Below are 26,250 nucleotides of genomic sequence, written 5' to 3'. Positions count from 1 at the left end.
GCGGGACGCGAAAACAAGAAACCTCACGAGAAAGGGACGGAGATGTTCGACAAGATCCTGATCGCGAACCGGGGCGAGATCGCCTGCCGGGTCATGAAGACCGCGCGCGCGATGGGCATCAGGACGGTGGCGGTCTATTCCGATGCCGACAAGAGCGCGCTGCATGTCGCAATGGCCGACGAAGCGGTGCGGATCGGACCGGCCCCTGCGAACCAGTCCTACATCGTGATCGACAACGTGATGGCGGCGATCCGCGACACCGGCGCGCAGGCAGTGCATCCCGGCTACGGTTTCCTGTCCGAAAACCCGAAATTCGCCGAGGCGCTCGAGGCCGCCGGCGTGGCCTTCATCGGCCCGCCGAAAGGCGCGATCGAGGCGATGGGCGACAAGATCACCTCCAAGAAGATTGCCCAAGAGGCCGGTGTGTCGACCGTGCCCGGCTACATGGGCCTGATCGAGGATGCCGAGGAGGCCGTGAAGATCTCTGCCGAGATCGGCTACCCGGTCATGATCAAGGCGAGCGCCGGCGGCGGCGGCAAGGGCATGCGCATCGCCTGGACCGATGACGAGGCGCGCGAGGGTTTCCAGTCGTCCAAGAACGAGGCGGCTAGCAGCTTCGGCGACGACCGCATCTTCATCGAAAAGTTCGTCACCCAGCCGCGTCATATCGAGATCCAGGTGCTGGCCGATGCGCATGGCAACTGCATCTACCTGGGCGAGCGCGAATGCTCGATCCAGCGCCGGAACCAGAAGGTGATCGAGGAGGCCCCTTCGCCGTTTCTCGACGCCGAGACGCGAAAAAAGATGGGCGAACAGGCCTGCGCGCTGGCCAAGGCCGTGGGCTACACCAGCGCCGGCACGGTCGAGTTCATCGTCGACGGGGACAAGAACTTCTACTTCCTCGAGATGAACACCCGCCTGCAGGTGGAGCATCCGGTGACGGAGCTGATCACCGGCATCGACCTGGTGGAGCAGATGATCCGCGTCGCCAATGGCGAGGCGCTGACGATCACGCAGGACGACGTGAAGCTGAACGGCTGGGCGATCGAAAGCCGGCTCTACGCCGAGGATCCGTATCGCAACTTCCTGCCATCGATCGGCCGCCTGACCCGGTATCGCCCGCCGGCCGAGCTCGACATCGAGGCCGCGGTGGTGCGCAACGACACCGGCGTCTTCGAGGGCGGCGAGATTTCGATGTATTACGACCCGATGATCGCGAAGCTCTGCACGTGGGGTCCCACGCGCGGCGACGCGATCGAAGGCATGCGCAACGCGCTCGACGGGTTCGAGGTCGAGGGAATCGGCCACAACCTGCCGTTCCTGTCGGCGGTGATGGATCACCCGAAGTTCGTGTCGGGCGACATCACGACCGCCTTCATCGCCGAGGAATATCCCGACGGGTTCGGCGGCGTGACGCTCGACGAAGCCGCGCTGCGCCGCATCGCTGCGGCGGCGGCCGCGATGAACCGCGTCGCGGAAATCCGGCGCGCGCGCATTTCGGGAACGCTCGACAACCACGAACGCAAGGTGGGCGATGCCTGGAACGTGGCGGTGCAGGGCGTCGATTTCGACATGACCGTCGCCGCCGATCGCGATGGCGCGACCGTGCGGTTCGCCGACGGCAAGGAGCATCGCGTCACCGGCGACTGGACGCCCGGGGATCAGCTCGCACGGATGGACGTGGACGGCGCGCCGCTCGTCCTGAAGGTCGGCAAGATCTCGGGCGGTTTCCGGATCCGGACGCGCGGCGCAGACCTCAGGGTTCACGTGCGCACCCCGCGGCAGGCCGAGCTGGCCCGCCAGATGCCGGAAAAGGAGCCGCCCGACACCTCCAAGATGCTGCTGTGCCCGATGCCGGGTCTGGTGGTGAAGCTTCACGTCGCCGAGGGCGCCGAGGTGCAGGAGGGACAGGCGCTTGTGACCGTCGAGGCGATGAAGATGGAGAACATCCTGCGCGCCGAGAAAAAGGCGCGCGTGTCCAAGATCAACGCGGGCGAGGGCGACAGCCTTGCCGTCGACGACGTGATCATGGAATTCGAGTAACGTCATGACCGACGTCGCCACCAATGCCGATCCGCGCTTTGCCGCCGCTCTCGTCGGGGCGGCGGTTGCGTCGGTCGGCTGGTTCGTGGCGGGCCTGCGCGAACGCGGGCGCGAGCGGCGTCACCGCCGCGTGCGACAGGAGGATCTGCAGGTCGCACTGCGCGCCGAGATCCAGCACTACGTGGACATTCTCGGCAATCCCGCCTTCGACCTCAACGAGGCGTGGCGCGAGATGGTCGAGGTGATGGAGCGCGACCCCGACTACGTTCCGCTGATTCCGACCGAGCGCAACGACACTGTGTTCCAGGCCATGATCGCGGAGGTCCACCTGCTGCCGGAGCACGCGATTCAGCCGGTCGTGCGGTACTACAACCAGGTGTTCGCGATCGAGGCGATGATCGCCGACCTGCGTGCGGACGCGTTCGGCCGCGTGAGCCAGTCACAGCGGATCAAGATGTACACGGATTACATCTCATTGAAGCTCGAGGCGTTGGAGATGGGTCGCACGGCTCTGTCCGCGCTCGACCACAGCCTGGCACGCATGCGCAGCGCGCGCGGATTCAGTAGCCGGGCCGGGGCCCGGTCTGACCAGCGATAGGAGGCGGCGATTTCGGTGCGTTCGACATATCGCGTTCCTTCATGGGCATCCCGGGCCGTCCGGGCCTGCCATGCCCAAGATATACGCACGCCCGCTGCCGAAATCAACGCGCCACGCGGTCAGCCCGGCTCCATGCGGCTGTCGCGCACCTCCTGCTGGCGGGCCGGCAGCTTGTCGATCGATCGCGTCAACTCCCGCACGGACCACGGAAACGGCTTGCGCAGGATGCGGCTGCCGTCCTTGGCAATCAGCACCAGCATGAACTCGCGCGGTCGCAGCGCTTCGCGGATTGCCGTGCGCGCGGCGGGGTCGGTGTCGGTAATGACAACAACGTCCCGTTCGAGCAGCGCGTCGGCGCGTTCGGTGATGTACTGCATCTGCTGGACGTATCGAGGATCGGCCGGATTGTCGGCGAATACGACCACCGGGCGCTTGATCCAGCGGAACTCTTCGAGCGTCCGGCCCTCGGCCGGAACGATAAGCTCGTCGCTCGCCGATCCGTCGGCCGCGCTGCCGGTCTGCGCGGGGAGGGCGGCCGCGGTGAAGAGCGCGATTGCGAGGGTTGTCAGCATCTTGGTCATCACCCCGCATATAGGCTTTCGGGTGCCGCTTGGGTATCGTGTTGCGGCAACGCGCCACGAAATTGTCAGAACGCCGCGCGGCGCCGCCGCGATCGACGCCGATCCAGTGCATTTTAACGTTAACGACGTCCTCACGCACCGCCCGCCATCCTCCCGAGCGCATCAGCCGGGAGCCCGACATGAACGTCGTTCTGCACCTCGGGGCGCATCGCAGTGCCTCGACCTCGTTCCAGTGCTACGCCCGCTCCGTCGCGGCCCCGCTGGCGGCCCGTGGGGTGACGGTGTGGGATCCGCGGCGCACGCGCACCGGGCTGCTTCACAATGTCGCCGCGCGCACGGCCCGTCCGCGCGACGTCGGCCGGGTGCGCCTTGCCAGCGCGGCGGAGGCGGCGCGCGGAACCCGCTGCCTCGTCGTCAGCGACGAGAACATGATCGGCACGCCGCGCGCATGCCTGCGGGCGCGCAGGCTCTATCCCGATATCGGGGAGCGGATGGCGCGCCTTGGCGCGGCGTTCCGGCCGACCCGCGCGGTATTGCAGATCCGCGCGCAGGACAGCTGGTGGACCTCGCTGCTCGCCTATCTCGTGACCCGTTCCGCGCCGCCGCCGGATCCCGTGGCGCTCGCCGCGATCGTCGCGGCGCGGCGCAGCTGGCGCGACGTGGTGACGGACCTCGCCTGCGCGCTGCCGGACACCGCGATCGTCGTGACCCCGTTCGAACGCTTCGCCGATGCGCCCGACGCGCTGATGGCCGCGCTCACCGCCGATCCGGTCCCGCCGCGCGCCGCGCCGGGCGCGTTCCGGGCCAACCGTGCGCCGTCGTCTGCCGTGCTCGCGGCAGACCTTTCGGACGCCGGCCACCCGGCCGCGCCCTGCCTGCGGGACGGCCGCTGGGCGCCGATCCCGGACGCGGCCGCGGCGTCCATGCGCGAGGCCTATCGCGACGATCTCTATTGGTTGCGCGCGGGTGCCGACGGCCTCGCGCGGTATGTGGAGGATGCCGATCCGGCCCGCGCGGCGCAGACCGCGACGTCGGCGGCGGACAGAAGAGGACAAGACGATGCCGGTGACCAAGACCGACTGGAAGGCTCTGGCTGAGAAAGAGCTCAAGGGCCGCTCGATCGATGACCTGACATGGAAAACGCTGGAGGGGATCGACATCCAGCCCCTCTACACCGCGGAGGATATCGAGGGTCTGCCGCATCTGGGCTCCATGCCGGGGCTGGAACCGTTCACCCGCGGCGTGAAGGCCACGATGTATGCCGGCCGCCCCTGGACGATCCGCCAGTACGCGGGCTTCTCCACGGCAGAGGAGTCCAACCGCTTCTACCGCAGCGCGCTCGACGCGGGACAGCAGGGCGTTTCGGTGGCCTTCGACCTCGCCACGCATCGCGGCTACGACAGCGACCACCCGCGCGTCGTCGGCGACGTCGGCAAGGCGGGCGTCGCCATCGACTCGGTCGAGGACATGAAGGTCCTGTTCGACGGCATCCCGCTCGACCAGGTGTCGGTCTCGATGACCATGAACGGTGCGGTGATCCCGGTCCTCGCCAGCTTCATCGTCACCGGCGAGGAACAGGGCCACGACGCGTCGGTGCTCTCGGGAACCATCCAGAACGACATCCTCAAGGAGTTCATGGTCCGCAACACCTACATCTATCCGCCCGAACCCTCGATGCGGATCATCGCGGACATCATCGAGTACACCTCGAACGAGATGCCGCGCTTCAACTCCATCTCGATCTCGGGCTACCACATGCAGGAGGCCGGCGCGAACCTCGTGCAGGAACTCGCCTACACCCTCGCCGACGGCAAGGAATACGTCGAGACCGCCGTCGCGCGCGGCATGGACATCGACCGCTTCGCCGGCCGGCTGTCCTTCTTCTTTGCCATCGGCAAGAACTTCTTCATGGAAGCGGCCAAGCTCCGGGCGGCGCGGATGCTCTGGCACAGGATCATGACCGATCTCGGCGCGCAGAACCCGCGCTCCAAGATGCTGCGCACCCATTGCCAGACCTCCGGCGTGTCCCTGTCCGAGCAGGATCCCTACAACAATGTCATCCGCACCGCCTACGAGGCTATGTCGGCCGTTCTCGGCGGCACCCAGTCGCTGCACACCAACGCCCTCGACGAGGCGATCGCGCTGCCCACCGATTTCTCGGCCCGGATCGCGCGCAACACCCAGCTGATCCTGCAGGAGGAAACCGGCGTCACCAACGTCGTCGATCCTCTCGCCGGCTCCTACTACGTCGAGAAACTCACCCACGACCTTGCCGAAAAGGCATGGGACCTGATCGAAGAGGTCGACGGCATGGGCGGCATGACCAAGGCCGTGGCCTCGGGCATGCCCAAGCTCCGGATCGAGGAGGCCGCGGCGACCCGCCAGGCGATGATCGACCGCGGCGAGGACGTCATCGTCGGGGTCAACAAGTACCGCCGCGCCAAGGAGGACGATCTCGACATCCGTGACATCGACAACTCGGTGGTGCGCGACAGCCAGGTCGCGGCGCTGAAACGCATCCGCGAGACCCGCGACCAGCCGGCCTGCGACGCGGCGCTGGCCGAACTGGAGCGTGTCGCCCGCGAGGACGGAAACCTGCTCGCCGCCGCGGTCGAGGCCGCGCGGGCGCGCGCAACGGTCGGAGAGATATCGATGGCGATGGAAAAGGTGTTCGGCCGTCACCGGGCCGAGGTGAAGACGCTCGCCGGGGTCTACGGCGCCGCATACGAGGGCGACGAGGGCTTCGCCGCGATCCAGAAGGCGGTCGAGGAGTTTGCCGAGGAGGAAGGCCGCCGCCCCCGGATGCTGGTGGTCAAGATGGGCCAGGACGGCCACGACCGCGGCGCCAAGGTCATCGCGACCGCCTTCGCCGATATCGGCTTCGACGTGGACGTGGGCCCGCTCTTCCAGACGCCCGAGGAGGCCGCGCAGGACGCCGTCGACAACGACGTCCACGTCATCGGCATCTCGTCGCAGGCCGCCGGGCACAAGACGCTCGCACCGCAGTTGATCGAGGCGCTGCGCGCCCAGGGCGCCGAGGACATCCTTGTGATCTGCGGCGGGGTGATCCCGCAGCAGGATTACGCCTTCCTCCAGAAGGCCGGCGTCAAGGCGATTTTCGGGCCGGGCACCAACATCCCCGAGGCCGCGCAGGACATCCTCCGCCTCATCCGCGAGGCGCGCGTCGCCGCCTGAGCGCGGCGCTGTGCAAGACGGCCGCCTGAGCGCGGCGCTGTGCAAGACGGCCGCCTGAGCGCGGCGCTGTGCAAGACGGCCGCCTGAGCGCGGCGCGGTGCAAGACGGCCGCCTGAGCGCGGCGCAGCTGCCGCCGACACCTGTGGGCGCCGCCGGCCGGCACTTCATCTTGCCGGAAAACCCCGGGAGTGAATTGGCCGCAGGCCAAGAGAGGGCCGCGCCCTCTCGTCGGACCGAGCCGCGCCCCGCGCGGGCCGGGCCAGACACGTGCGGGCGCCCAAGGCGCCCGCGCTGCCGGATCCGGAACGGATCAGGGAATGATGCGGGTGTACTTGGTGCCTTCGACGGTCGCGCCCGCGCGCAGGCCGGACTGGCCGAAGATCACCGCGATGACCGGCGAGGTGGAGGTCAGCGTTTCGGCCGCCAGTGTCTCGCCGCCCTCGGGGATCGCGTATTCCACGTTGGCGCCCGCGGTCCAGCCGGGCGAGCGGCGGAAGTTCGTCAGCGCGCTCTCGGTCATGAAGAACAGGACGTGCGCATATTGCTGTGCGCCGATCTGCAGGCCGGCCGAGGCGCGGGTGGTGGAGTAGTAGTCGACCGTTGCGCCGTTGACCCGCAACGCGCCGCGCCCGTAGGCGCCGCCGAGCCCGAGTCCCGCCTCGGTCACCAGCGGCATCACCAGAATGCCGGTCGACTTGTCGCGCAGTTGCTGGGTGCCGGGATATTGCCGGTAGAGCGCGGCAAGCGTCGCGTCGACCCGAGCATCGATGCGCTGGGGCCCCGTGCTGCCCACGCCGTTGTTGCACGCTGCCAGCGCGAGTGCCGCGCCGACGCCCAGGACGAGCCCGCGCCGTGTGATGTTGCCCATGAATGTACCGCTCCGCTCCGCCGTGTGTCTGACTGCCTCGTGCCCGGCGATTTCCTGCCGGTTGCCCGTGGAAGGTACCCGGTCTTCGGCGGATTGTCACCTCTGGTTGGGGCCGTTGAGCGGGACACCGCTACCCGTTGAGAAGCCGCGCGGCCGCCGGGGCGAAGTAGGTCAGCACGCCGTCGCAGCCCGCGCGCTTGAAGGCGGTCAGACTCTCGAGCATGACCCGGTCGCCGTCGAGCCAGCCGTTGGCGGCCGCGCCGGCCAGCATCGCGTATTCGCCCGAGACCTGGTAGGCGAAGGTGGGCGCGCCGAAGGCGTCCTTCACCCGCCGGCAGATGTCGAGATAGGCCATCCCGGGCTTCACCATGACCATGTCCGCCCCTTCCGAAAGATCGCGCGCCACGAGCCGAAGCGCCTCGTCGCCGTTCGCCGGATCCATCTGGTAGGTGGTCTTGTCGCCCTTCAGCGCGCCCGAGGCGCCCACCGCGTCGCGAAACGGCCCGTAGAAGGCCGAGGCGTATTTCGCGGCGTAGCTCAGGAGCGCCACGTTGCGATGCCCTTCGGCCTCGAGCGCGGCGCGGATCGCGCCGATGCGCCCGTCCATCATGTCCGACGGCCCGATGATGTCCGCGCCCGCCGCGGCCTGGCTCAGCGCCTGCCGGACCAGGGCCTCCACCGTCTCGTCGTTGACGACGTAGCCGTCCGCGTCGCGCACGAAGCCGTCCTGTCCGTCGATGTTGTACGGATCGAGCGCCACGTCTGTCATCACCGCGATGTCGATCCCGGCCTCGCGGATCGCCCGGGTCGCGCGGTTCGAGAGGTTGTCGGGGTTCCACGCCTCGGCGCAGTCCTTCGTCTTTTTCGCCGGATCGGTGTAGGGGAACAGGCAGATCGCCGGGATGCCGAGGCTCGCGGCCTCGCGCGCTGCGGCCACCACCCGGTCGACCGACAGCCGCGCGACACCGGGCATCGACGCAATGTCCTCGCTGAGGTTGTCGCCGTCGCGGACGAAGACCGGCCAGATGAAGTCCGACGGCGCGAGGCTGCCCTCGCGCACCAGCGCGCGCATCGGCGCAGAGGCGCGGGTGCGGCGGAAGCGGGTCGCGGGGAAGGGCGCTTGAACGGGCTGCATGGCGAAAGTCCTCTGGGTGTCGATCCGCGCCGGACGATGGGTGTGCGGGCGCGTGGGCGCAAGCCCCGGGCGCTTCCCGCGTGCCCCTTTCGCCCCGGCGCGGGGCAAATCCGGTCCGCAGGGCGCGGCATTCTTGTCTTCCCGCGGCGCATCGGCCAAGGCTCGTCGGACAAGGCGTCGTCCGGGCGCGGCGGGACCGGGCGACAGGAAAGACAGCGGAGCCGGCGTGGACTGGTACGATACGATCTTCGAAGTGATCGACATGCGATCCTTCTCCAATCTCTGGTTCTGGATCGCCCTTGCCGTGATGTGGTCGACCGCGAGCCATTGGGTTCTCGGCGTTCCCTTCGACATGGTCGGACGCGCGGGACGACTCGGCGGGGTGGCCGAGCGCGATCTCGAGGATCTCGTGCGCATCAACGTGAACCGCATCCTGCTGATCGCCGAAGAGGCCGGTCTGATCCTCGTGATCGTCGGCTCGTTCGTCCTGACCACGCTGGCCGTGCTCGGCTTCGGCTTCTGGCTCGAGATCGCGCAGGCGCTCTTTTTGCTCGGCATGCCGATGTCGCTCGTGGCGCTCCTGTCGGTGCGCACGGCGGCGCGTCTGCGCGCGCAGGCGGCGAGCGGCCGCGATCTGCGGCGCATGCTGGCGCGGCATCGCGTCGCGGTCCAGGCCATCGGGATCCTGTCGGTGCTTGTCACCACGATGTGGGGCATGTTCATGAACATGACGGTAGGCCCGTTCGGCAGTTGACGCAGCCCGGGCCATGGCCCAAATGACGCGGGCCATGGCTGCCCAGACCTCCCAGAAATCTCATGTCACCAAGGGCGGCGCGCCCGAGGGTTTCGATGCCACGCTCGTGCTCGACGAGGCGCGCGACGGCCCGGTGATCCACGTCGCGCGCGACGACAAGCGGCTCGCGCAGATGCGCGATGCGCTCGCGTTCTTCGCGCCCGACATGCCGGTGCTGCATTTTCCCGGATGGGACTGTCTGCCCTACGATCGCGTGTCACCCAATGCCGACATCTCGGCGGCGCGGATGGCGACGCTGGCCGCGCTGGTGCACGGCGCGCCTCGCCGCTTCGTGCTTCTGACGACGCTCAACGCGGCGACGCAGCGCATTCCCGCGCGCGATGTGCTGCGCGAGGCGGCATTCGTCGCCGACGTGGGCGGGCGCATCGACGAGGATGCGCTGCGCAGCTTCCTCGTGCGGATGGGCTTTTCGCAGGCGCCGACCGTGCTGGAGCCCGGCGACTACGCGATCCGCGGCGGGATCATCGACGTCTACCCGCCGGGCGAGGGCGGCCCGGTCCGGCTCGACCTGTTTGGCGACGTGCTCGACGGGGCGCGCCGCTTCGACCCTGGCAGCCAGCGCACGACCGAAACGCTCGACCGTGTCGAGCTGGCGCCCGTGTCGGAGGTGATCCTCGACGAGGCGGCGATCCGCCGCTTCCGGCAGTCCTACCGGATCGAGTTCGGCGCCGCCGGATCCGACGACCCGCTCTACGAGGCGGTCAGCGCAGGGCGCAAGCATCAGGGCATGGAGCACTGGCTGCCGTTCTTCCACGAACGGCTCGAGACGCTCTTCGATTACCTGCCCGGCGCCCCGGTCACCTGCGACGACCAGACCCGCCCGCAGCACATCGCGCGCTGGGAGTCGATCGTCGATCAGTACGAAACGCGCGTACACGCGATGAAGGACCGCAAGTCCGACACCGTGTACAAGCCGTGCCCGCCCGAAAACCTCTATCTCGACGAGGCCGCGTGGGACGCGGCCGTGGCGGATCGGCGCGTGGTGCGCTTCCACCCGCTCGAACAGGCCAGCGGGCCTGGCGTGACCGACGCTGGCGGACGCATCGGGAAATCGTTCTCGCTCGAGCGCCAGCAGGAAAACGTGAACCTCTTCAGCGCGCTCGCCGATCATGTTCGCGCGAAGCTCGAAGCCGGTCCGGTGGTCGTCGCGTCGTATTCCGAAGGCGCGCGCGAGCGGCTCGAAGGACTGATCTCGGACGAGGGCCTGAGCGAAGCCATCCCGATCACGGACGGCACGCGCATCGGCAAGCGCGGGCTGCACCTCGCGGTGTGGGCGCTCGAGCACGGCTTCGAGGGCCCGTTCGGCGACCGCCGCCTGACCGTGATCTCCGAGCAGGACGTCCTGGGCGACCGGCTGATCCGCCAGCCGAAGAAACGGCGGCGGGCCGAGAACTTCCTGACCGAGGTCCAGGCGCTGAGCCCCGGCGACCTGGTGGTGCACGTCGACCACGGGATCGGACGCTTCAAGGGGATGGAGGTCATCACCGCGGCCAGCGCGGCGCACGAGTGCCTGCTCCTCGAGTACGCCGAGGGCGCACGGCTCTACATGCCGGTCGAGAACATCGAGCTGCTGTCGAAGTACGGTCACGAAGAGGGGCTTCTCGACAAGCTCGGCGGCGGCGCATGGCAGGCCAAGAAGGCACGGCTCAAGGAACGCATCCGCGAGATGGCCGACCGGCTCATCCGGATCGCCGCGGAACGCGCGCTGCGCAAGGCGCCGATCATGGACCCGCCGCCCGGCGCGTGGGACGCGTTCTCGGCGCGGTTCCCCTACGAGGAAACCGACGACCAGCTTCGCGCCATCGAGGACGTGATGGCCGACCTGCAATCAGGGCATCCGATGGATCGCCTGATCGTGGGCGATGTCGGTTTCGGCAAGACCGAAGTGGCGATGCGCGCGGCCTTTGTCGCGGCCATGTCGGGCGTGCAGGTGGCCGTGATCGCGCCGACGACACTGCTTGCGCGGCAGCATATCAAGAGCTTCGCCGAGCGGTTCCGAGGCTTCCCGCTCGAGGTGCGCAGCCTGTCCCGGTTCGTCGGGCAGAAAGAGGCGCACCAGACCCGCGAGGGGCTGTCGAAGGGCACGGTCGATATCGTCGTGGGCACCCACGCCTTGCTGTCGAAGAACGTGCGCTTCAACAATCTCGGCCTGCTGATCGTCGACGAGGAGCAGCATTTCGGGGTGAGTCACAAGGAGCGGCTGAAGGCGCTTCGCTCGGACGTGCACGTCCTGACGCTGACAGCGACGCCGATTCCGCGCACGCTGCAAATGTCGCTGACCGGCGTGCGCGACCTGTCGATCATCGGCACGCCGCCGGTCGATCGCCTGTCGATCCGCACCTACGTGTCCGAGTTCGACCCGGTGACGATCCGCGAGGCGCTTCTGCGCGAGCATTATCGCGGCGGGCAGAGCTTCTATGTCTGTCCGCGGATCAAGGACCTGCCGGAGCTCGAGGAGTTTCTGAAAGAGCAGTTGCCCGAGCTGAGCTACGTCGTGGCGCACGGCCAGATGGCGGCGGGCGAGCTCGATGATCGCATGAACGCGTTCTACGACGGCAAGTACGACGTGCTGCTGGCGACGACGATCGTCGAGTCCGGGCTCGACATTCCGTCGGCCAACACGATGGTCGTGCACCGCGCCGACATGTTCGGCCTGTCGCAACTCTACCAGATCCGCGGCCGGGTCGGACGGTCCAAGGCGCGGGCCTATGCCTACCTGACGACGAAGCCGCGGGCGAAACTGACGGCCACGGCCGAAAAGCGGCTGCGCGTTCTAGGCTCGCTCGACACGCTCGGAGCCGGATTCACGCTCGCCTCGCAGGATCTCGATATCCGCGGCGCGGGCAACCTTCTCGGCGAAGAGCAGTCCGGCCAGATGCACGAGGTCGGCTACGAACTTTACCAGTCGATGCTGGAAGAGGCGATCGCCAAGATCCGCGCCGGAGAGACCGACGGCCTGCCGGATGTCGGCAGCGATCAATGGGCGCCGCAGATCAATCTGGGCGTGCCGGTCCTGATCCCCGAGGATTACGTTCCCGATCTCGACGTGCGGCTCGGCCTCTACCGCCGTTTGTCCGAACTGACGACCAAGGTGGAACTGGAAGGCTTCGCCGCCGAGCTGATCGACCGCTTCGGCAAGCTGCCGAAAGAGGTGAACACGCTGCTCCTGGTGGTGAGGATCAAAGCCATGTGCAAGCGGGCCGGGATCGCCAAGCTCGACGGCGGGCCGAAGGGCGCGACGATCCAGTTCCACAACGACAAGTTCGCCTCGCCGCAGGGCCTCGTCGAGTTCATCAAGGCCCAGGACGGGCTGGCCAAGGTCAAGGACAACAAGATCGTCGTCCGCCGCGACTGGAAGCGGGACCGCGACAAGATCCAGGGTGCGTTCGCGATCGCCCGGGATCTGGCCGAGAAGGTCAAGGCGGAAAAGAAGGCCGCGAAGGCAGAGGCTTGACGGCCTGACTTCAGGCGGTGGGCGAAGTCCGAGCCGCGCGTCCGGCGGACCGGGCGTGCGGCGTTCTTCCATTATCCCTCAGGCGCGCCGCCGACGGCGTCCGCCCCGGCCGCCTGCGGCAGCGCCGGGCTCGGCCGGCGGGCGGTTGTGCTGGATCCAGGCCGCTCCGGAGGGATCGTTGTCGGTCAGGAAGTTCGCGGCACGGATGGCCGTCATCTCGGCCCCGGGCCGTGCCTGCGTCGAGCCGAGGTTGAACATCTGGCAGAACGCCTCGTCGTCCAGTCCGTCGGGCAGGATGACGCCCGCCGCCTCGAACTCGGCCCGTTTCGCAGCGATCTTCGCCGGCGACAGCGGCAGGGCGCAGGGGTTCATGATGGCCGAGGTCATGCCCGACGCCATTGCCATCGGCAGGAACGCGGTGTTGATACCGTGCCGGTGCGGCAGACCGAACGAGATGTTCGAGGCGCCGCAGGTCGTGTTCACGCCAAGCTCGTCGCGCAGGCGGCGCACCAGCGCGAAGACCTGCAGCCCGGCCGTTGCCATCGCGCCGACCGGCATGACCAGCGGATCGACCACGATGTCGTGCGCCGCGATCCCGTGGTCGGCGGCGCGCTCCACGATCTTCTTGGCCACCGCAAAGCGGACCTCGGGATCCTCCGAAATGCCGCTGTCGTCGTTGGAGATCGCCACGACCGGCACGTCGTATTTCTTCACGAGCGGCAGGATCCGCTCCAGCCGCTCTTCCTCGCCGGTCACCGAGTTGACGAGCGGGCGCCCCGCGCAGACCTCGAGCCCGGCCTCGAGTGCCGCAGGCACCGAGCTGTCGATGCAGAGCGGCACGTCCACGAGACCCTGGACCAGTTCGATCATCTGGCGCATCAGCGGCGGCTCGGTCTCGTTGGGGTTGGGGTTGGAGTTGTAGACCACGCCGGCGTTCACATCGAGAACCGTCGCCCCGCATGCGACCTGCGCCAGCGCGTCCCGTTCCACCGTCGAGAAATCGCCGGCCTCGAGCTCGGCGGCGAGCGCCTTTCGGCCGGTCGGGTTGATCCGCTCGCCGATCACGCAGAAGGGCTGATCGAAGCCGATGATCGCGGTCTGGGTCGCGGAATGCAGAAGGGTGCGGGTCATTGCGGGGCTCCGGTCTTGAAACGGGTCTCGAGAAGGGGATCGAGCGCGGGGTCTGAAAAATCCGAGATCGAAGCGTGGGCGCCGGCTTCGATCAGGCGGTCGTGCGGCAGCGAAGAGCGCAGGCCGACGACGAAGGCGCTTGCGCCGCGCGCCGCGCGCAGGCCCGACGGGCTGTCCTCGAAGGCCATGGCGTCCTCGGGGCGCACGCCGAGCGTCTCCATCGCGACGCGGTAGGGCGTCGGATCGGGCTTGGCGCGGGCACATTCGTCGCCGACCACCAGCGCCTCGAACCGATCGGTCGCGCCGATCGCGCCCAGCATCGCCAGCGCGTTGGCGCGCGGCGCGTTCGTCACCACCGCCATGCGCGCGCCGGCGGCCTCGGCCCGGTCGAGCAGCGCCCCGAGCCCGGGCATCGGATCGACCCGGGCGGGCAGGCGGGCGCGGAACCGCGCTTCCTTTTCCTCGGACAGCGCCTGCGGATCCTCCTGCGGGAAATCGCGCGAGAAGATCTCGGCGTTCTGCCGGCCGTGGATCTGCTTGAGGTAGTAGGTCTGATCGATGTGGCGGCCGCGCTCGGCATAAAGCTCGATGAAGACCGCCACGTGGAGCGGATCGGAGTGCAGAAGCGTGCCGTCGAGATCGAAGAGAAGTGCAGGCGGCATGTCCGGGGCTCAGACGCCGCCGCGCTGCGCCGCGCGCGCCGCGTCGTCGCCGCGCATCTGCGCCAGCCACGTGGCCGTCGCCGCGATGCCGCCGAGCGGAAACAGGTGCAGCCCGGCGATGTTCGGCCGGGGCGCCGCCGCGATCTCGGCCGCGAGCGCTGTCGGCTCGAACGGCTTGACCAGCTTGGTCACATCCGCCGCGCGGCGCTGCAGCACGCGCAGCGACGGGCCGACGCCGCAGGTCACGGCAAACCGCACGAGAGTCTGCAGCTTGGCCGGTCCGGCGAGGCCGAGATGAATCGGCATGGTGATGCCCGCGTCGCGCAGGCGGTCGGCCCAGGCGATGAGCGGTTCGCTTTCGAAGGCGAATTGCGTGACGATCCCCATCTCCGCGTCCGACCGCTCGGCGAACGCCTGTTTCCAGCGCAGCGCCTCCATCACCGCGGCGTCGCCGCCGTCGGGGTCGATGTCGCGGTTACCCTCGGGGTGACCGGCGACGTGCAGCCGAGTGAAGCCGTGCTTGTCGTAGAGCCCGGTCTCAAGCAGCTGCATCGACGAATGGAATGCGCCGTGCGGGGTCGCGACACCGCCGGCAAGCAGGAGAGCTTCGCTCACCCCGGCGTCGTCGCGGTAGCGGCGGATCCAGTCATCCAGAGTCGCCGTGTCGGCGATGATGCGGGCGGGGAAGTGCGGCATGACGGTGTAGCCGTCCGCCGAGAGGCGGGCCGCTGCGGCGACCATGTCCTCGATCGAGGTGCCGTCGATATGGGCGATGTAGACGCGGGTGCCGCGCGGCAGGAGCGAAGGGAGGTCCTCGACCTTCGCCAGGGTGCGCGGCATCACCTCGACCGACGCGGTCGCGGCCATGGCGGCAAGTGCCGCGTCGGAACCGGGGCGCGGCCGGCCTGCGGCGCGACGCGAAAAGGGCAGGAGGGTCATCGCACGTCTCCGGTCGAGGGCATCAGGCGTGGCCGCCGTTCCGCGCGAGATCCGCGAGGCGGCCGATATCGAAGGCGGCGGCGAGGCGCGCGGCCTCGGCCTCTGCCACGGCGTCGTCGTCGGTCCCGACGGCGACGTAGGGCGCGGCGCGGCGCCATTCGGACAGGTAGGCGTCGGTGCCGGCAGCGCCGGAGGCCATCGCGGCCCGGTCGATCGCCTGTTCGAACCGCTCCGGCAGGGGGCGCTTGACCGCCTTGCGGCCGCGGCCGACGATGATCTGCGCCGGAATGTCGCGCCAGTAGACGATGGTGACGTCGGGCATGGACCGTTCTCCTGAATTGACGACGAGCCTATGCCGGGCGCCGGCATCCGACGCGCCCGTTTCCGACCATCGCGACGCTGCCCGCGACCCGACGCGCGCCGTCCGCGCCCCATGCCATCAGGCTTGCGCGCGTCGGGGCCGGGGCGTATCGTGACCTCAAGTTGACATCGGAAAGGCGCACGAGATCATGGCGCCAAAGCGTCCCGGAGGTGCGGGCGCTTTCCCGAAACCGGTCGAGAGCACTGCACCCGCGAAGCCCGACCCGAGCGAGCTGTATGCCGCTCTGGATCTGGGAACAAACAGCTGTCGGATGCTGATTGCCCAGCCGAAGGGCAGTCAGTTCCACGTGGTGGACAGCTTCTCCAAATCCGTGCAGCTCGGCCACGGGCTCGAGCGGACGGGCCGCCTGTCGCGTGCGTCGATGGGCCGGACCGTCGCGGCTCTGCGCGTGTGCCAGCAGAAGATCAAGCGCCACGGCGTGAAGCGGATGCGCCTCGTCGCGACGGAGGCCTGCCGCCGCGCTCAGAACGCGCGCACCTTCATCAAGCACGTGGAGCGGGAGACCGGGCTGTCGCTCGAGATCATCCAGCCGGAGGAGGAGGCCCGCCTTGCGGTGATCTCCTGCGCGCCGCTGGTGTCGACCCGCACCGAACAGCTCCTCGTCGTCGATATCGGCGGCGGCTCGACCGAGCTCGTCTGGATCGACCTCTCGTCGGTGCCGAACCGCGACCGGCCGCGCGCGATCATGCGCCTGCATGCCGGGTTCCACACCGTGGAAAGCCCGTTCCCGGCGGCCAAGGTGGTGGATTGGATCTCGGTTCCGCTCGGCGTCGCGACGCTGCGCGATCAGTTCTCCGACGTGGAGGACGACGCGGCCCGCTACGCGCTGATGTCGTGGTTCTTCGAGGAAAACCTCGCCGAATTCGCGCCATACAAGGACGAGCAGGAGCGCGAAGGCTTCCAGATCGTCGGAACGTCCGGCACCGTCACGACGGTCGCGGCCTCGCATCTGGGGCTGAAACGCTACGACCGCACGAAGGTCGATGGCTTGCGAATGACTTCGGACCAGATCGAGGCGGTGATCCGCAAATACCTCGAGATGGGTCCGGTCGGTCGCCGGCGCGACCCGCGCATCGGGCAGGACCGGCAGGCATTGATCATGTCCGGTGCGGCTATCCTGCAGGCGTTGTTGCGCTGCTGGCCGACGGATCGCCTGTCGGTGGCGGATCGGGGTCTGCGCGAAGGATTGCTCTACGCGCAGATGTCGGCCGAGGGCGTGCTGGAGGACGGCCCGTTCTGAACGAACGGCGTGGCATCCCGCAGGACGGCGACCCGTAGGGCAAGGGGCTGCCTCCCGATGCGTCAGGTGAAATCGAGGACGACGTCGCCCGCCAAAGTCTCGGTCAGCGATGCCACGGGCTGCCCATCGACCAAAAGCTCGGCGTCGGGTCCGGCCTGAGTCAGCACGGTGCCGGCGGGCGCGATGCCGCTCATCTCGATCACGTCGCCCGCGGCCGCGTCGTAGTCGGTGATGACATCCGCTGCGCCGTCCAACCCGTCGGACCGAAAGAAGAAAATGTCCGCGCCGGTCCCGCCGGTGAGCGTATCGGCACCGCTCCCGCCGAAGAGCCAATCGTCGTCCAGATCGCCGTCGAGCGCGTCGTCGCCGGCCTCTCCGAACAGGCGGTCGGCATCTTCGCTGCCAAAGAGCGTGTCGTCGCCGACCCCGCTGCGGATCGTGTCCGCGCCGGCATTGCCGAGCAACACATCGGCCAGCGCGGCCCCGATGATCGCATCGTTCCCGGCATTGCCGGCGATGATGTTGTCGAACCCGGCCGCGGCTTCGATCGTGTCGTCGCCGGCCGTTCCGTTGATGTTCGTGGTCAGCAGACCCGGCGCGCCGGTGAAGGACAGGACCGAGGCGACCTGTGCCGCCGTGACGGCGCCGGCGGACCCGACGATCGTCGCCACCGGGATCTCGTCGATGCTCACGGTAATGGTGCCGCTCTGGCTCTGGGCCAGGTTGATCGTGTTGTCGGTGACGTTCTTGATCAGAAGGCTGTCCTGGTAGGTCATCGCGCGCAGGACCCGGCCCGCGTCGAAATCGGCGATCGTGTCGTAGCCGTCGCCGAGGATCGCCGCGTTGATGACGAACGTGTCGTCGCCGTTGCCGCCGATCAGGAGGTTGTCGCCCCGATCGCCCGCAATCGTGTCGTCACCGCTGCCGCCGATCACGGTGTCGTCGTCCTGCGAGCCGTAGAGCTCGTCATCGCCGTTCGCGCCGAGCACCGTATCCTTGCCCGGGCCGCCGAGCAGCAAGTCGCCGAGCCCGCGCCCCAGAATGTAGTCGTCTCCGGCGTTGCCGGCGATCGCGTTGAACTCGCCCGCCGTGCCGATGATGTCTTCGTTGTCGCTGGTTCCGTTGATCCGTGCCATGAAAGCCCCCAAGGCAGATGAAAGCAGGTCCGTGACCTTGCGTGCCGGAGAACTCCGGCCGCGATGTCCTGTCGTGTTTGCGGGTGTGTCACGCCCGATGTCGCAGCGCCGCCCCCGCGACGGCAGCCGGATACAGACGGGCCGCGCGGGAACGACGCACGCCCCGTCAATCGGCCCGAACGCTTAACAAATCGTTGAGTCCGGAGGAGTGCGGCGCACTTTGCCGGGACACGCGGCCGGTTCCCCGCGCCGCGGGCCTCTGCTATGAGGCCTCGAAACCGCAGGAGGCGCTCGTGGCGGGCAAGAAATCGTCGGGTCGCGGCCAGCGCGACCTCAAGGTCAAGGTCAAGACCGCACGCGGGCGCAAGCTGTCATCGACACGCTGGCTGCAGCGTCAGCTGAACGATCCCTACGTCAAGCGCGCGCAGGCCGAGGGCTATCGCGGCCGCGCAGCGTTCAAGATCCTCGAACTGGATGAGAAATATCGGTTTCTCGTCCCCGGAGCCCGTGTGGTCGATCTCGGCTGCGCGCCCGGCGGATGGTGCCAGGTGGCGGTCGCGCGAACCAACGCGCTTGGCGAGAAGTCCGGCAAGGCGCAGGGTCGGGTGATCGGTGTGGACCTGCAGGAGGTCGAGCCGATCGCCGGGGCCGAACTGCACCAGCTCGACTTCATGGAGGACGGCGCCGACGACAAGGTGAAGGCGTGGCTGAGCGGCCGCGCCGACGTTGTCATGTCGGACATGGCGGCATCGTCGTCGGGCCACAAGCAGACCGATCACCTGCGGATCGTCGCGCTGTGCGAGGCGGCGGCAGAACTGGCCTTCGACGTGCTTGAAGAAGGCGGAACCTTCGTCGCGAAGGTGCTGGCCGGCGGTGCGGAAACCGGGCTTCAGACCCTGCTCAAGCAACGCTTCGACACCGTGGCCAACGTGAAGCCGCCGGCGTCGCGCGCGGATTCGTCCGAAAAATTCGTTGTGGCGCGGGGCTTCAGGGGCCGGTCGGAGGCCGACGCGCCGGACGATCCGGACGGGGCGGCGGCGTGAGCGACGCGAGCGCGCGATCGAGGAAGGCGCGGGCCTCGTCGGGCCGCGGCGCGCGGTCGGTCGGCCGAGGGGTGACCGCGGCGGCATGCGCCCGGGCATGGAGCGCGAAGAGCCGGCTTCGCGCGCGGCGGCGCCGCGTTTCGTCCTCGCTGTCGCTCATCGCCGGCCGCTCTCCGTGCTTCGGTGCACTTCTTGATTGCAAGGATCTCCGCCGATGCGGGTGACAGCGTGCCGGAACCGGGGCGCTTTCGCGGCGCTGTGCCTCGCGCTCGGCCTTATGGCCTGCGGCCGGGCAGGGCCCGACGCCGACGCGCCCGCGCCCGTGGCGGGTTTGCGCGACCCGTCGGCGCCGGTTGGCGCGCAGGTCGACGCTGACCAGGGCCGGCTGATCGGGCGCTGGGTGGTCGTGGAGGGAGCGGGCGTTCCGCCGGGCGCCCCTGTCGAGTTCGCGCCGGGCCGCATGAGGATCGCAGGCCAAGCCTATGACCTGGTTGAAACCGGACCCGGCCGGTTTGCCGTCGGTGGCCGGCCGCTCTGGGTGCATTGGCTCGACGCGGATACCCGCACGGTCGCGCTCGGCGATCCCGGCGGAGGGTGGGCCTTCGTGCTGGACCGGACGGGACAACCCGGCGAACGGCTGGTCGCGGCGGAGGAGATCCTCGACTGGTACGGCTACGATCTCGCGGCGCTGCGCGGGGTCGGCGCCGCGACCGCCGCGAGCTCGATCGAGAGCGCTGCGCGCACCTCGGCTGCGGCAGGCGCGGCCTCGACCGCGTCGCGGGCCAGCGCAAACCGCAGGTAGAGCCCGTCGATAAGCGCGGCGAGCCGTACCGCGATGCCCGCCGCCGCTTCCGCTCCGGCCAGCGGTCGCAGATCGTGCACGAGGTTGGAATGCAGCCGCCTGTGGTAGAGCGCGAGAAGCCGCGCGGCTTCTGTCGAGCGCTGTGCGAGGACGTAGAAGTTCAGCCACGCGGCCACGGCGCCGTCGCGGAAATGGCTTTCGGCGAAATTGGCCTCGATCACCGCGTCGAGCCGTTCGGCCGGGCCGTCGGCGGCGGCGAGCGCCGCGCGTACCTGGAGCCCGTAGTCGCGCAGGATCCACCGCATCGCGGCGAGGAACAGCGCCTCCTTGTCGCCGAAATAATGAAACGCCAGACCGGGCGACACGCCGGCGCGCTTGGCGATCTGGCCGACCGTGACGTTGAGCGTTCCCTGCGCCCCGATCTCGCGGATCGTCGCGGCGATCAGGTCGCGCCGACGCTCGATCTCTTTTGCCATGGCGTTGGAAACCTTGAAAACTTAGCGGTTGCAGGGATGAGCTTACCGGGCCATTAATTGACTCGTCAATCAATAATCGGACGCGGAGCCTTGGGCCGCCGGCGCGGCGCGCACTCCGTGCGGACGAGGAGACGCCGTGCTTGAATTGCTGACAGAGTACAAGATCCCGGTGGGAACGGGGGCGGAAATCGTCTTCGACGCAATCCGCACCTACGGCGGCTGGCTTCTCGATGCGCTCGCGCGGGCCATGGAAGCGCTGATCGACAGTGTGCTGTGGGCGATGGAGACGCCGCACCCGTTCTTCGTCATCGCGGTCTTCGTGGCGATCGCCTATGCGCTGCAGCGCAGCTGGAAGGTCGCGCTCTTCGTGGCGCTCGGGTTCCTCTTCATCCTCAACCAGGATTACTGGGAAGAGACGCTGGAAAGCCTGACGCTGGTCCTGGCCGCCTGTGTGGTGTGCATGGGCATCGGCGTGCCGATCGGCATTGCGGCCGCGCACCGGCCGCGCCTCTACACGGCGATCCGGCCGGTCCTCGACCTGATGCAGACGCTGCCCACCTTCGTCTACCTGATCCCGGCCATCGTGTTCTTCGGCATCGGCATGGTGCCGGGGCTGATGGCGACGGTCATCTTCGTCGTACCGGCGCCGATCCGCCTGACCTATCTCGGCGTGTCGTCGACGCCGCAGCCACTGCTCGAGGCGGCGCGGGCCTTCGGCGCGACCGACAGCCAGGTGCTGTGGAAGGTCGAATTGCCGAGCGCCTTTCCGCAGATCATGGCCGGGCTCAACCAGACCATCATGCTGTCGTTGTCGATGGTGGTGATCGCTGCGCTGGTGGGCGCGGACGGCCTCGGCGTGCCCGTGGTGCGGGCGCTCAACCAGGTGAACACCGCGCTCGGCTTCGAGAGCGGGTTCGTCATCGTGGTGGTCGCCATCATGCTCGACCGGATGCTGAACGTGGGAGGCCGCAAATGAGCACCGCGGTGAAAATCGACAACGTTTCCATCGTTTTCGGGAACGCCCCTCAGGAAGCACTTCCGCTGATGGACGAAGGCCTCGACCGCCCGACGATCCAGCAGCGTACGGACCAGGTGCTGGGCGTGCACGATTGTTCTGTCGATGTCGCCGAGGGCGAGATCGTCGTGCTCATGGGGCTGTCGGGCTCGGGCAAGTCGACCCTTCTGCGCGCGGTGAACGGGCTGAACCCGGTCGTGCGCGGCAAGGTCGAGGTCAATGCCGGTGGGCACATGATCGACGTCACCAATGCGTCCGACGAGGACCTGCGCTGGGTGCGGCTCAACCGTGTGGCGATGGTCTTCCAGCAATTCGGCCTGCTGCCGTGGCGCACCGTGCGCGAGAATGTGGGGCTGGGGCTGGAACTCGGCGGCATGTCGAGGACCGACCGTACAGAGCGTGTCGACCGGCAGCTCGGCCTCGTCGGGCTCGACGGGTGGGGCGACCGCAAGGTGGCCGAGCTTTCGGGCGGCATGCAGCAACGGGTGGGCTTGGCGCGCGCCTTTGCGACCGATGCGCCGATCCTGCTGATGGACGAGCCGTTCTCGGCCCTCGATCCGTTGATCCGCACCAAGCTGCAGGACGAGTTGCTGGAACTGCAGCGCGAGATGAGGAAGACGATCCTGTTCGTCAGTCACGACCTCGACGAGGCCTTCAAGATCGGCAATCGGATCGCGATCATGGAAGGCGGGCGCATCGTGCAATGCGGTCGACCCGAAGAGATTTATGCATATCCGTCAGATGACTACGTAGCGGAGTTCGTTGCGCACATGAACCCGCTCGGCGTTCTGTGTGCCCGCGACGTCATGGAGCCCGTGACCGGCGCAACGCCCCAAATCACCGTGCCCGACGATTGCCCGGTGACCGAGGTCATGGAGAAACTCGCGAATGGTGCAGATCTAGTTGGAGTGACGCGCGGCGACACGCTCGCCGGTCAGGTCAGCGCCACCGGACTCGTGCGCCGGCTCGCATCGCCGGGCGGCTGACCGCGGCGGGTATCGCTCCTCGGGAAAGCGCGACACCAAGCCGGAAGCGTATGCGAAAGGTTTTCAATGCAGGCCGTCGACAGGACGGCAATATGGCGCGAGATCAACGCCCTGCACAAAATGCCTCACCCGGAAGGTCAAGATCAGTTGAGCGAGGTGAAGCTTACCGAACCGAGGTCGATGCCCATCCCGTCCGACACGGTGTTCTGCGCCGTGCGCAGAAGCTTGGACGTGTTCGGATCCAGCATCTGAAGGCCGTTCTCCAGTACGCTCGGCGGGGTGTAGCACAGCGCCAGCGCCAGCGCGCCGCCGCAGAGGATCGGCGTGCTCGCGCCGCGGCGTTCGCGTCGGCGCACCAGAACGCGCGACAGGTGCCACAGGACCATCACCGCGCTGATCGCGAGCATCGCGCCAAGGCCCGCCATCACCGCGTATTGCGCGTCCGACGACAGGTTGCCCTGGGCAAGACTGTCGCGAAGGAAGGCCTGGTTGCGGGCCACGCTTGCGGTCACGTAGATCCACACGAAGCCGAACACGCTCCAGACCAACGGAGACCGGTTGCGGGACTTTGCGGCACCGGAGCTCTGTCCGGTGCGCGCGTAATGCGGATCAAGCCGACGCACCCGTGCGTCGAAGTCCTGCCGCGTCTGCTTTCGGATCGAGTATCTCATGAGAGAAACTATCCTTAAGCATTGTGGCGCCATAGTGGTCAGTAGCGGGCTGCTTCGGGCCCGAAGACCCGCATTTTATGTGAAATTGCGGCGAAGCGCGCCACGATCAGGTGCGCTTCGCCACAAATTCTGCGCGAATTACGCATCGGCGACGACAACCGTTACTGCAGCGCGTCGAGGATGCGGGCCCAGCTGCGAATCCCCCGGTGAAAGCTGTCGACGTCATACTTCTCGTTCGGCGAATGGATCTGGTCATCCGACTGTGCGAACCCGATCAGCATCGCATCCATGCCCAGGATCGTCTTGAAGTGACCGGCAACCGGGATCGAGCCGCCGGCGCCGACGAATGCCGCCTCGCCAGGCCATTCGGCGCTCAGGGCCTGCCGCGCCCGCTCGAACGCAGGATGGTCGGTCGACATGACCGAGGCGGGTGATGCCCCGTGGCCGTGGAACGTCACCTTGCAATCGTCAGGCACCTGGGCGCGCACCCAGTCGCGAAAGCTCTCGCGGATCGCGTGGGGGTCCTGCGACCCGACGAGCCGGAAGCTCACCTTGGCCGATGCGCGCGCCGGCAGCACCGTTTTGAAGCCCGCGCCGGTATAGCCGCCGTGGATGCCGTTGATTTCGGCCGTCGGGCGCGACCAGATCTGTTCGAGCGGGGTACGGTCGCGTTCGCCGGCGGGCGCCGAAAGGCCGACACCGCCAAGAAATGCCGCGGCGTCGAAGCCGAGACCGTCCCACTGGCTGCGCAGGGCCGGGTCGAGGTCCGGCACGCCGTCGTAGAACCCCGGGACCGCGACGCGGCCGTCATCGTCGTGCAGCGCGCCGAGGATTCGCGTGAGCACCCGGATCGGGTTCATCGCCGCGCCGCCGAAGAACCCCGAGTGAAGGTCTTTCGTCGGCCCCTGGATCTCGATCTCCTCTCCCAGCAGACCGCGCAGCATGGTGACGATGCCAGGCGTCTTTGCGTCGAACAGGCCTGTGTCGCAGATAAGAGCGATATCCGCCTGCAATTCCTCGGCATTCTCATGGAGGAACGGCACGAGGGAGGGCGACCCGGACTCTTCTTCACCCTCGAAGAAGAAGGTGATGTGGCAGGGCATGCGCCCATGCTCCGCGTGAAAGGCGCGGCACGCCTCGACGAAGGTCATCAACTGGCCCTTGTCGTCGGAGGCACCGCGCGCGCGGATCACCTGGCCGTGCTCGGTGTTCTCGATCGCGGGGTCGAACGGATCGCGGTCCCACAGCTCGAGCGGGTCGACCGGCTGCACGTCGTAATGCCCGTAGAACAGGACGTGCGGACCGTCGCCCTCGACATGACCGACGACCATCGGGTGGCCCGGCGTGTCGCGCAACGAGGCATCCACCCCGATCGAGGCGAGATCCGCAACCAGCCACTCCGCCGCGCTCCGGCAGGCATCGCGATAGGCTGGATCGGTCGAGATCGACGGGATCCGGAGCAATTCGAACAGCCGCTCGGTCGCGGCGGGCAGGTCGGCATCGATTCGGGCAAGCACGGCGTCGGTCGACATGCGGAAAATCCTTTCAGGCCGGAGAAGTCGCGCCGACGGTAGCAAGGCCCCGCGCAGTGTCCAGCGGGGCAGGGCGCTGCCGCGCTCCGCCTCGTCAGCGACGAATCCTCCAGAGTGCCGTCGCGGCAGCGGCCACGGGTTTCCGAAAGGCGCGGCGCGGGTATGACATAGGTCAATGATGCGACCTTCGGTCATCGGTTAGGCGGTTGTTCGGATACGGTGTGCTCTATATGCACGACATACCCGGAAGAAACGCCCGAAACGGCGGGCGGTGCCGGACCGGAGGCGGGCGGCACGACGACAGAAGTGGGAGACGCGGCGTGGACTACAACGCGCAACTGGACCAGGCCATCGACCGACTCCACGAAGAGGGCCGGTACCGGACGTTCATCGACATCGAACGCAAGCGCGGCCATTTTCCCCATGCAACATGGCGCAAGCCCGACGGGTCGGAAACGCCGATCACCGTGTGGTGCGGCAACGACTACCTCGGCATGGGTCAGCATCCGGCGGTGCTCGAGGCAATGCACGAGGCCGTGGATGCCACCGGCGCCGGCTCGGGGGGCACCCGCAACATCTCCGGCACCACGGTCTATCACAAACGACTGGAGTCCGAGCTGGCCGATCTTCACGGCAAGGAGGCGGCGCTGCTGTTCACCTCCGCCTACATCGCGAACGACGCGACGCTCTCGACCCTGCCGAAGCTCTTTCCCGGTCTCATCATCTATTCCGACGCGCTGAACCACGCCTCGATGATCGAGGGCGTTCGCCGCAACGGCGGCGCCAAGCGCATCTTTCGTCACAACGATGTCGCGCATCTGCGTGAATTGCTGGAAGCCGACGACCCCGCCGCGCCGAAGCTCATCGCCTTCGAGTCCGTCTATTCGATGGACGGCGATTTCGGCCCGATCGAGGCGATCTGCGATCTCGCGGACGAATTCGGCGCGCTGACCTATATCGACGAGGTGCACGCCGTCGGCATGTACGGCCCTCGTGGCGGCGGTGTGGCCGAGCGCGATCGCCTGATGCACCGTCTCGACATCATCAATGGTACGCTGGCCAAGGCCTACGGCGTCATGGGCGGCTATATCGCGGCATCGGCCCGGATGTGCGACGCGATCCGGTCCTACGCGCCGGGCTTCATCTTCACCACCTCGCTGCCGCCCGCGGTCGCGGCTGGGGCCGCCGCCTCGGTCGCGCATTTGAAACAGGACCGGGCCCTTCGCGAGCGGCATCAGACGCAGGCCACCATCCTCAAGACCCGGCTTAAGGCGATGGGCCTGCCGCTGATCGATCACGGCAGTCACATCGTTCCCGTCATCGTCGGCGATCCGGTCCACACCAAGCAGCTGTCGGACATGCTGCTGGACGGCTACGGCATCTACGTCCAGCCGATCAATTTCCCGACGGTGCCGCGCGGAACCGAGCGGCTGCGCTTCACGCCGTCGCCGGTACACGGCCCCCGGGAAATCGACCATCTCGTTAACGCGATGGACGAGCTTTGGTCGCATTGTGCGCTGAATCGCGCCGAACTCTCCGCCTGAGCG

General features: G+C 68.0%; 22 protein-coding genes. 11 read left to right on the top strand and 11 right to left on the bottom strand.

The window, feature by feature from the left end; all coding sequences use genetic code 11:
• Window positions 1-42 precede the first annotated feature (42 nt).
• Both ROJ8625_RS05750 and ROJ8625_RS05745 read left to right on the top strand, forming a co-directional pair.
• Window positions 43-2,043, top strand: coding sequence for an acetyl-CoA carboxylase biotin carboxylase subunit (locus ROJ8625_RS05750; RefSeq protein ID WP_085790928.1), 2,001 nt, complete (start codon window positions 43-45; stop codon window positions 2,041-2,043).
• A 4-nt stretch (window positions 2,044-2,047) separates the two neighbouring features.
• Complete coding sequence (locus ROJ8625_RS05745; RefSeq protein WP_085790927.1) at window positions 2,048-2,641, top strand: hypothetical protein; 594 nt, start codon at window positions 2,048-2,050, stop codon at window positions 2,639-2,641.
• A gap of 119 nt (window positions 2,642-2,760) precedes the next feature.
• Here the strand turns inward: ROJ8625_RS05745 and ROJ8625_RS05740 are convergent, their stop codons facing one another.
• Window positions 2,761-3,213: a DUF4174 domain-containing protein gene (locus tag ROJ8625_RS05740; protein WP_085791340.1), complete on the bottom strand. Its 453-nt coding sequence runs from the start codon at window positions 3,211-3,213 to the stop codon at window positions 2,761-2,763.
• 188 nt (window positions 3,214-3,401) lie between these two features.
• Here ROJ8625_RS05740 and ROJ8625_RS05735 point away from each other — a divergent pair, with 188 nt between their 5' ends.
• Together ROJ8625_RS05735 and scpA are read left to right on the top strand one after the other, a co-directional pair.
• A complete protein-coding gene (locus tag ROJ8625_RS05735) occupies window positions 3,402-4,319 on the top strand; it encodes a hypothetical protein (protein WP_085790926.1) in 918 nt (305 codons plus the stop codon).
• Window positions 4,282-6,417: a methylmalonyl-CoA mutase gene (gene scpA, locus ROJ8625_RS05730; protein ID WP_085790925.1), complete on the top strand. Its 2,136-nt coding sequence runs from the start codon at window positions 4,282-4,284 to the stop codon at window positions 6,415-6,417. Before ROJ8625_RS05735 ends, scpA begins: the two co-directional genes overlap by 38 nt.
• A 310-nt stretch (window positions 6,418-6,727) precedes the next feature.
• Here scpA and ROJ8625_RS05725 read toward each other — a convergent pair whose 3' ends face one another.
• Both ROJ8625_RS05725 and hemB read right to left on the bottom strand, forming a co-directional pair.
• Window positions 6,728-7,285 carry a lipid-binding SYLF domain-containing protein gene (locus ROJ8625_RS05725; RefSeq protein ID WP_085790924.1) on the bottom strand — a complete coding sequence of 186 codons (558 nt, stop codon included), beginning with the start codon at window positions 7,283-7,285 and terminating at the stop codon, window positions 6,728-6,730.
• Between the two features lie 130 nt (window positions 7,286-7,415).
• The gene (gene hemB / locus ROJ8625_RS05720) at window positions 7,416-8,420 is read right to left on the bottom strand and encodes a porphobilinogen synthase (RefSeq protein WP_085790923.1); all 1,005 of its coding nucleotides are present in this window, start codon (window positions 8,418-8,420) and stop codon (window positions 7,416-7,418) included.
• Between the two features lie 226 nt (window positions 8,421-8,646).
• Here hemB and ROJ8625_RS05715 point away from each other — a divergent pair, with 226 nt between their 5' ends.
• Window positions 8,647-9,174 (top strand): component of SufBCD complex, encoded by a 528-nt coding sequence (locus ROJ8625_RS05715; protein WP_085790922.1) that lies wholly within the window; start codon window positions 8,647-8,649, stop codon window positions 9,172-9,174.
• A gap of 34 nt (window positions 9,175-9,208) precedes the next feature.
• Complete coding sequence (gene mfd / locus ROJ8625_RS05710; RefSeq protein WP_234984180.1) at window positions 9,209-12,688, top strand: transcription-repair coupling factor; 3,480 nt, start codon at window positions 9,209-9,211, stop codon at window positions 12,686-12,688.
• A gap of 78 nt (window positions 12,689-12,766) precedes the next feature.
• Here mfd and ROJ8625_RS05705 read toward each other — a convergent pair whose 3' ends face one another.
• The 4 genes from ROJ8625_RS05705 to ROJ8625_RS05690 are packed head-to-tail and all read right to left on the bottom strand — an operon-like array spanning window position 12,767 to window position 15,742.
• Complete coding sequence (locus ROJ8625_RS05705; protein ID WP_085790920.1) at window positions 12,767-13,819, bottom strand: methyltetrahydrofolate cobalamin methyltransferase; 1,053 nt, start codon at window positions 13,817-13,819, stop codon at window positions 12,767-12,769.
• On the bottom strand, window positions 13,816-14,481 hold the full coding sequence (locus ROJ8625_RS05700; protein ID WP_085790919.1) for an HAD family hydrolase: 666 nt from the start codon (window positions 14,479-14,481) through the stop codon (window positions 13,816-13,818). The genes ROJ8625_RS05705 and ROJ8625_RS05700 overlap by 4 nt, the downstream gene beginning before the upstream one ends.
• A 9-nt stretch (window positions 14,482-14,490) precedes the next feature.
• The gene (locus ROJ8625_RS05695) at window positions 14,491-15,420 is read right to left on the bottom strand and encodes a methylenetetrahydrofolate reductase (RefSeq protein WP_085790918.1); all 930 of its coding nucleotides are present in this window, start codon (window positions 15,418-15,420) and stop codon (window positions 14,491-14,493) included.
• Window positions 15,421-15,442: 22 nt separating this feature from the next.
• Complete coding sequence (locus ROJ8625_RS05690) at window positions 15,443-15,742, bottom strand: virulence factor (RefSeq protein ID WP_085790917.1); 300 nt, start codon at window positions 15,740-15,742, stop codon at window positions 15,443-15,445.
• A 187-nt stretch (window positions 15,743-15,929) separates the two neighbouring features.
• On the opposite strand from ROJ8625_RS05690, the gene ROJ8625_RS05685 reads away from it, so the two are divergent.
• A complete protein-coding gene (locus tag ROJ8625_RS05685; protein ID WP_085790916.1) occupies window positions 15,930-17,042 on the top strand; it encodes a Ppx/GppA phosphatase family protein in 1,113 nt (370 codons plus the stop codon).
• 62 nt (window positions 17,043-17,104) lie between these two features.
• On the opposite strand, the gene ROJ8625_RS05680 is transcribed toward ROJ8625_RS05685, so the two are convergent.
• Window positions 17,105-18,178, bottom strand: a complete 1,074-nt coding sequence (locus ROJ8625_RS05680; RefSeq protein WP_085790915.1) for a calcium-binding protein — start codon at window positions 18,176-18,178, stop codon at window positions 17,105-17,107.
• Window positions 18,179-18,471: 293 nt separating this feature from the next.
• Between ROJ8625_RS05680 and ROJ8625_RS05675 the strand changes: the two genes are divergently transcribed.
• Window positions 18,472-19,221 (top strand): RlmE family RNA methyltransferase, encoded by a 750-nt coding sequence (locus ROJ8625_RS05675; RefSeq protein ID WP_085790914.1) that lies wholly within the window; start codon window positions 18,472-18,474, stop codon window positions 19,219-19,221.
• Between the two features lie 672 nt (window positions 19,222-19,893).
• Here ROJ8625_RS05675 and betI read toward each other — a convergent pair.
• Window positions 19,894-20,499: a choline-binding transcriptional repressor BetI gene (betI, locus tag ROJ8625_RS05660; protein WP_085790912.1), complete on the bottom strand. Its 606-nt coding sequence runs from the start codon at window positions 20,497-20,499 to the stop codon at window positions 19,894-19,896.
• Between the two features lie 136 nt (window positions 20,500-20,635).
• Between betI and choW the strand changes: the two genes are divergently transcribed.
• Both choW and choV read left to right on the top strand, forming a co-directional pair.
• On the top strand, window positions 20,636-21,475 hold the full coding sequence (gene choW / locus ROJ8625_RS05655) for a choline ABC transporter permease subunit (RefSeq protein WP_143535057.1): 840 nt from the start codon (window positions 20,636-20,638) through the stop codon (window positions 21,473-21,475).
• Complete coding sequence (gene choV, locus ROJ8625_RS05650) at window positions 21,472-22,500, top strand: choline ABC transporter ATP-binding protein (RefSeq protein WP_085790911.1); 1,029 nt, start codon at window positions 21,472-21,474, stop codon at window positions 22,498-22,500. The genes choW and choV overlap by 4 nt, the downstream gene beginning before the upstream one ends.
• Window positions 22,501-22,643: 143 nt before the next feature.
• On the opposite strand, the gene ROJ8625_RS05645 is transcribed toward choV, so the two are convergent.
• Window positions 22,644-23,171, bottom strand: a complete 528-nt coding sequence (locus tag ROJ8625_RS05645; protein ID WP_085790910.1) for a hypothetical protein — start codon at window positions 23,169-23,171, stop codon at window positions 22,644-22,646.
• Window positions 23,172-23,332: 161 nt separating this feature from the next.
• Window positions 23,333-24,703, bottom strand: a complete 1,371-nt coding sequence (locus ROJ8625_RS05640; protein ID WP_085790909.1) for a M20/M25/M40 family metallo-hydrolase — start codon at window positions 24,701-24,703, stop codon at window positions 23,333-23,335.
• Window positions 24,704-25,023: 320 nt separating this feature from the next.
• Here ROJ8625_RS05640 and hemA point away from each other — a divergent pair, with 320 nt between their 5' ends.
• Window positions 25,024-26,247, top strand: coding sequence for a 5-aminolevulinate synthase (hemA, locus tag ROJ8625_RS05635; RefSeq protein ID WP_085790908.1), 1,224 nt, complete (start codon window positions 25,024-25,026; stop codon window positions 26,245-26,247).
• The last annotated feature ends 3 nt before the right edge of the window (window positions 26,248-26,250 follow it).

Origin of the sequence: Roseivivax jejudonensis (assembly GCF_900172265.1) — a bacterium.
Classification (GTDB): domain Bacteria; phylum Pseudomonadota; class Alphaproteobacteria; order Rhodobacterales; family Rhodobacteraceae; genus Roseivivax; species Roseivivax jejudonensis.
Note: the sequence above shows the minus strand (reverse complement) of the source record. Positions and strands in the feature narration are given on the sequence as shown.